At 35.8% G+C, this 3,372-nt stretch carries 4 protein-coding genes and 1 pseudogene; 3 read left to right on the top strand and 2 right to left on the bottom strand.

Features of this window, described 5'->3' with window-relative positions:
- Nucleotides 1-520 (bottom strand): annotated as a pseudogene (locus AACY61_RS10755) (hypothetical protein); the annotation flags it as partial.
- Nucleotides 520-912 (bottom strand): hypothetical protein, encoded by a 393-nt coding sequence (locus AACY61_RS10750; RefSeq protein WP_339611582.1) that lies wholly within the window; start codon nucleotides 910-912, stop codon nucleotides 520-522. The gene AACY61_RS10750 and the pseudogene AACY61_RS10755, both read right to left, overlap by 1 nt.
- 151 nt (nucleotides 913-1,063) lie before the next feature.
- Here AACY61_RS10750 and folE point away from each other — a divergent pair, with 151 nt between their 5' ends.
- The 3 genes from folE to yidD form a co-directional block, all read left to right on the top strand.
- Nucleotides 1,064-1,741 carry a GTP cyclohydrolase I FolE gene (gene folE / locus AACY61_RS10745; RefSeq protein ID WP_339611581.1) on the top strand — a complete coding sequence of 226 codons (678 nt, stop codon included), beginning with the start codon at nucleotides 1,064-1,066 and terminating at the stop codon, nucleotides 1,739-1,741.
- A gap of 17 nt (nucleotides 1,742-1,758) precedes the next feature.
- Entirely contained in the window at nucleotides 1,759-3,237 is a 1,479-nt protein-coding gene (gene cysS, locus AACY61_RS10740) for a cysteine--tRNA ligase (protein WP_339611579.1), read from the top strand.
- Between the two features lie 34 nt (nucleotides 3,238-3,271).
- Nucleotides 3,272-3,372, top strand: a 101-nt coding sequence (yidD, locus tag AACY61_RS10735) for a membrane protein insertion efficiency factor YidD (protein WP_339611583.1), incomplete at its 3' end; no start/stop codon positions are given.

Raw genomic sequence — 3,372 nt, 5'->3', positions numbered from 1 at the left:
CTGCCTGACCATTAAAATTTGTTATTAAGACAATATAATACTCTCCTGCTTGTGCGTTTGGTAACGTCATATTTTCAACAGCATTGATACTATAGCTACAATCAACGACATTACCATAGGGATACCCATTATCGATCGTATTACTACTACAGCTAGTACAGTCGTCTAAATCGTCACAGTTTCCTTCAAAATCAGTAAAAGGACCCCAAACAACAAAATCAACATCCAACTGGGTACCAATTGGGTTACCATCTTCATCAAAACCACCGGTGCTTTGAGAGATAATAAATTCTAAATCGCCTGTTTGATCTACCTGGAGGTAAAACCATGAAGGGTTTGGCGTACTCCCTAAACAAGCAGGCCCACCAAAACTTGGCACACCGGTTGTATTAGGAAAAATTAAGGATGCCCCTGCAGCACAAAATGGTTCAGCCTGTTCACAAACAGGCCCTTGAGAAAAGACTGAATTAACTGTAAAAAAAACACTTACAATTAATAAAAAAACGCTTTTAAGATTCATTACTTTAGGGGCTTTATTAGTATTACGTAATCAGTATTATCAACTATATAATAGACAGTTTCATCTTTTCTGAAAAAATCCATTTTATAGTTATAAGGATTGAAGGTTTCTGGTGAGAAATCTTGATTGAGTTGCTTATAAGAAGGGATACCCGACAAGAATTGATAGTCCCTTTTCACTTTTTCAGATGATTTTATTATTTCCACTCTGTTTAAAATTGATTTATAAGTTTCGAGCACTTTAGCGTCTTTATAAATCAAATCCTGAGCGTCTTCTCCATAGACCTGAGCTATCAATTCGTCAAAATTTGCACTATCAATTTTAAAAGTTTGAGAGTAAGTAAAAGAGGTTACTAAAAAAAGTAATACTAAAAATGGGGATATTTGTTTCATTTTTAAGAATTTTATCGCCCGAAAATTAAGAAAATATTATTAAAATGTAAGGGATTTGTCGTTAAAATATCCATGAAGCAATTTCAGTTTCTTTTCATTTATAGCTATCTTTGCAGACTATTTGCTTTAAGCAATTTGAACTTTAAAAATTATGGGTTTAGAAAAACACTTACAAAAACTGGAGGAACTTGGTGATAATCACATTGGAACCTCTAGTGATACTCCTTTAAGAGCAGATGCATTTGAATTAAGCGATCTTGAAAAAATTTCCCTTATCAAAGAAGATGTGAAGCATATAATGGAAACTCTTGGTCTAGACCTTAAGGATGATAGTCTGCAAGGCACACCAAACCGTGTTGCCAAAATGTTTGTCAATGAAATTTTTGGCGGATTGCACCCTGACCGAAGACCCAAAGCTTCAACGTTTGAAAATAAGTACAAGTATGGTGAAATGTTGGTTGAAAAAAACATCACGGTTTATTCTACGTGTGAGCACCACCTTTTGCCCATTGTTGGAAAGGCTCACGTTGCTTATATTTCATCAGGAAATGTGATTGGGCTTTCAAAAATGAACCGCATTGTAGATTATTATGCCAAGCGGCCACAGGTTCAGGAAAGGCTAACCATTCAAATTGTAAAGGAACTTCAGCTGGCCCTTCAAACAGAAGATGTGGCTTGTGTAATTGATGCCAAACATTTATGTGTAAATTCGCGCGGAATCAGAGACATCGACAGCAGTACTGTAACTGCTGAGTTTGGCGGAAAATTTAAAGAATTAGAAATTCGAAGAGAATTTCTTGATTATATTAAACTAGACACTCAATATTAATAAACCTCTTTTTAAAAATGAGTTTGTATAAAAATCAAAAGATTAAAATATACAATTCCCTTACAAAAAATAAAGAAATTTTTGAGCCTATCAATGAGGGCGTAGTTGGAATGTATGTTTGTGGACCTACTGTTTACAGTAATGTACATTTGGGAAATTGCCGCACCTTTTTATCTTTTGATTTGGTTTTTAGGTATTTAAAGCACCTTGGTTATAAGGTGCGTTATGTTCGTAACATTACTGATGCCGGACACCTTGAAAATGATGCTGACAGTGGAGAAGACCGCATTGCTAAAAAAGCCCGTATTGAAGAGATTGAACCAATGGAAGTAGTGCAACGTTACACCATAGATTTTCACGATACCATGGCTCAGTTCAACGCCTTACCCCCCAGCATTGAGCCTACTGCTACCGGTCATATTGTAGAGCAAATTGGAATTATTGAGGAAATTCTAAACAATGGTTTTGCCTATGAAAAGAATGGTTCGGTTTATTTTGATGTTTTAAAATACAATGAATCCCATCACTATGGGAAATTAAGTGGAAGGAATTTGGAAGATATGATTTCCAACACACGGGAACTTGAAGGTCAAAGTGACAAAAAGAATCCTCAGGATTTTGCACTTTGGAAAAAAGCAGAACCTCAGCATATTATGCGATGGCCATCGCCCTGGAGTATTGGTTTTCCGGGCTGGCATCTTGAATGTACTGCTATGAGCACCAAATATCTAGGTGCTCAATTTGATATCCACGGCGGCGGAATGGATTTAAAATTTCCACACCATGAATGTGAAATTGCACAATCTGAAGCATACAACAAACAGAATCCTGTAAACTATTGGATGCATGCCAACATGCTGACTTTAAACGGTCAAAAAATGGCCAAATCTACCGGCAACAATATATTACCTCAAGAGATATTTACAGGTGACAACACGATATTATCCAAACCCTTTACTCCTACTGTAGTTAAGTTTTTTATGTATCAGGCACACTACAGGAGTATTCTTGATTTTTCAAGTGAAGCACTGGAGGCTGCAGAAAAGGGTTATAACAGGTTGATGGAAGCAGTCAATCATATTGACAAGCTACCTACAGATAAGACAACTTCATGGAATCTTGATGAATGGAAACAATCTTGTTATGACGCCATGAATGATGACTTTAACAGTCCTATTTTGATTGCACATTTGTTTGACGCTGCAAAATTCATCAATTCTGTTAGCGATCAAAAAGCCCGAATTACTCAAAAGGATTTAGAAGATTTAAAAGTAACACTTCAGGCGTTTATATTTGATGTTCTTGGCTTGCAAGGTTCAAGTACCGCAAGCATGAATACAGATAAATTATCTAATACAATCAATTTACTTATTCAATTGAGAAATGAAGCCCGCGCCAATAAAGATTTTGCAATGAGTGACAAGATACGGGATGAACTTGCAGCTATTGGTATTCATTTAAAAGATGGAAAAGACGGCACTACTTTTAGTTTATAAGTGGTGAGAATAACATAGTTTATATTTAACTACTTTGCTAAAAAAAGTTTTCATAGCACCTTTTATTCTTTTAATTAAGGGATATCAATTTTTTATTTCTCCTTTACTTCCAGCTACATGCAGGTACCAGCCCAC

It is taken from the genome of uncultured Planktosalinus sp., from assembly GCF_963973675.1.
In the GTDB taxonomy this organism is placed as follows: domain Bacteria; phylum Bacteroidota; class Bacteroidia; order Flavobacteriales; family Flavobacteriaceae; genus Planktosalinus.
This window is presented reverse-complemented; position numbering and strand designations above follow the sequence as displayed.

Bases quoted from the DNA above. Each gene is read 5' to 3' on its own strand.
- AACY61_RS10750 (WP_339611582.1), bottom strand. From the start codon at position 912: ATGAAACAAATATCCCCATTTTTAGTATTACTTTTTTTAGTAACCTCT.
- folE (WP_339611581.1), top strand. From the start codon at position 1,064: ATGGGTTTAGAAAAACACTTACAAAAACTGGAGGAACTTGGTGATAAT.
- cysS (WP_339611579.1), top strand. From the start codon at position 1,759: ATGAGTTTGTATAAAAATCAAAAGATTAAAATATACAATTCCCTTACA.